The organism is Noviherbaspirillum sp., from assembly GCF_036846085.1.
Lineage (GTDB): Bacteria > Pseudomonadota > Gammaproteobacteria > Burkholderiales > Burkholderiaceae_D > Noviherbaspirillum.
The window spans coordinates 1-2754 of record NZ_DAIUCO010000388.1 but is presented as its reverse complement, the minus strand read 5'-3'; the positions used below and the strand labels follow the sequence as shown (position 1 = coordinate 2754).

Genomic DNA, 2754 nt, shown 5'->3' with positions numbered 1-2754 from the left:
CGCCGGTGGTGGTGATGCGCTTCGAAGCCGAGTCGCAGGACGCACTGCAGCGCATCCAGCAAGATTTCAAAAGCGCAATCATGGCCGTGAAACCGGACGCACAGCTTTCATTTTAGGAACGGTTCGTTGACGGGTACATTTACGACAGCGTGAACATTCCCTAATGCACATCAAAGTATCTGTCCGTCATCAGTCTATCTTTGACAGGTAAAAATCACTTGGAATACACGTAATTTGAAGGGTAAGCCAATGCGAAGAACAAGCATTGCATCTAATGCAAGCCATGCAATGCGAGTTCATTGGTACTCAGTGACAGATCAATATTAGAGCAGGGAAAAAGAAGAAATGTTTATCGATACACGGCGAGTTCAGGAAGGATCCGTTGTTGAAACAACGGTATGCATCATCGGCGGCGGCGTTGCCGGCATCACACTGGCCATGGAGCTGGACAAACAAGGCATCGACGTTGTCCTGCTCGAAAGCGGAGGATTCAATCCGGATGACGAGACGCGTGACCTCTATCGGGGCGAGGATGTCGGTGAATGGCGTTATAACTTTGCCGACGGCAGCCGCAGCCGCTTCCTCGGCGGCAGCAGCAACTGCTGGGGCGGATGGTGCCGGCCGCTCGATCCCTGGGATTTCGATAAGCGCGAGTGGGTCAACCACAGCGGCTGGCCATTCAGCTTGAATGAATTGATGCCCTACTATGAGCGCACGCATGCCCTGCTCAAACTCGGTCCGAACAACTTCAGCCCGGAGTTCTGGGAGCAGGCGATCGGCCGCCCTGATGTAAAGCGCATGCCGCTCGTGACCGGCAAGGTACGCGACACCATCTCGCAGTTCAGCCCGCCGGCACGTTTCGGCAAGCTGTATCGCGACGTGCTGAAGCGTTCCGAGCGCATCCGCGTCTTCCTGTACGCGAATGCCGTCAATATCGACACCAACAATCCAGCGACGACCGTCAAGCGGGTCGAAGTGGCGACACTGACCGGGCGCAGGATGGAAGTCTCCGCGAAAACCTATGTGCTTGCGACCGGCGGCATCGAAAACGCCCGCCTGCTGCTGGCCTCCAACAAGGTGCAGCCTTCCGGCCTCGGCAACGGCAACGACCTCGTCGGCCGGTACTTCATGGATCATCCGCGTCTGTTCTCGGGCAATATCCGCTTCACCAAGGAGTGGTCGCGCAACAAGCTGTCGGATGTCAAATACCACTACCAGAATGCGGCGGTCTCGGCGCACGGCACCTGCATCGCACATCAGTTCGCCCTGAAGCCGGAAGTGCTGAAGGAAGAGGGCATCCTGAACGCGCGCGTCTGGTTCTGCTCCACCTTCCCGGGCGAGGGCAGCGAAGGCGCCCAGGCGCTGTTCCGCTGCAAGCAGGCGATGCTCAAGAAGGAGCAGGCCGACTGGAACTTCGCGAAAGATGTGATGACCATGATGGCGAATCCGCTGGATACGCTCGGCTACGGTTATACCCGCCTCTTCCAGCCGCGCTGGCTGATCAAGGGTGTCAAGTTCCAGACCATCGTCGAGCCGGAACCGAATCCGGACAGCCGGGTCATGCTGTCCCCGAACCAGAAGGACCAGCTCGGCATGAACCGGGTGCGTGTCGACTGGCGTCTCGGCTCGAAAGAGCAGCGCACCTTCGACCGCACGCTGGCGATCCTGGCGGAAGACATGCGCCGCAGCGGCGTGGCCCAGGTCGATCTCGACCCGCCGATCGAAGGCGGAAAATGGCCGTCCGACCTGGAAGGCACCTGGCACCACATGGGTACCACGCGGATGCACGACTCGCCGAGACAGGGCGTGGTCGACCGCAACTGCCTGGTGCACGGGATGACCAACCTGTACGTCGCCGGCAGTTCGGTTTTCCCGACATCCGGCGCGAATTTCCCGACCATCACGCTTGCCGCGCTCGCGTTCCGCCTGTCAGAGCACATTGCAAAGGAGCTGCGCAGCTCAAGCACCGAATACACGATGCAGGCAGCATAAGTCGCCACAACGGCAGCCGGCTGTGCGAGATGCCGTCTGACAGGGATGTTTAAAAGATAGACTCCGGCAGGTTGACCCCGGCGTCCGCCGGGGGCAATATGCTGCGATACATCGCAGGCGGACATCGGTCGCAGCCGCGCCCGACGCTTCCCACACCGGACATTCAAGTTCTTACCATGACTACTCACAAAACCATACTTGTCACCGGCGCGGCCGGCTATATCGGCTCACATACCTGCGTTGAATTGCTGGAAGCCGGGTACTCCGTCATCGCACTCGACAATCTCTGCAACAGTTCGCAGGAATCGCTCAAGCGGGTGGAGCGCATCACCGGCCGCGTCATTCCTTTCTATGACGTCGACGTGCGCGACCGCATCGCACTGAACGCGCTGCTCAAAACCCATCGCATCGATGCGACGATTCATTTCGCTGGACTGAAGGCCGTCGGCGAGTCGGTGGAAAACCCGCTTGCCTATTTCGAGAACAATGTCTCCGGCAGCGTGACGCTGCTTCAGGCCCTGGGCGCTGCCGGCGTGAAGAACTTCCTCTTCAGTTCCTCCGCCACGGTCTACGGCGATCCGGAAGCGGTGCCGATCTCCGAATCGGCCCGGCTGTCGACGACCAATCCCTACGGCCGCTCCAAGCTGATGGTCGAGCAGGTGCTGGAGGACCTGGCGAAGTCCGATTCCTCGTGGGCCATCGGCGCGCTGCGTTATTTCAATCCCGCCGGCGCGCACCCCAGCGGCCTGATCGGCGAAGACC

Annotated in this window: 2 protein-coding genes; both read left to right on the top strand. The window is 59.7% G+C overall.

From position 1 onward, the window contains the following. Window positions 1–345: 345 nt before the first annotated feature. On the top strand, window positions 346–1992 hold the full coding sequence (locus tag V7080_RS25105) for a GMC family oxidoreductase (RefSeq protein ID WP_334191102.1): 1647 nt from the start codon (window positions 346–348) through the stop codon (window positions 1990–1992). Between the two features lie 176 nt (window positions 1993–2168). Then, window positions 2169–2754, top strand: a 586-nt coding sequence (locus V7080_RS25100; RefSeq protein ID WP_334191101.1) for an SDR family NAD(P)-dependent oxidoreductase, incomplete at its 3' end; no start/stop codon positions are given.

Coding starts and splice junctions, on each gene's coding strand:
- V7080_RS25105 (WP_334191102.1), top strand. CDS start 346: ATGTTTATCGATACACGGCGAGTTCAGGAAGGATCCGTTGTTGAAACA.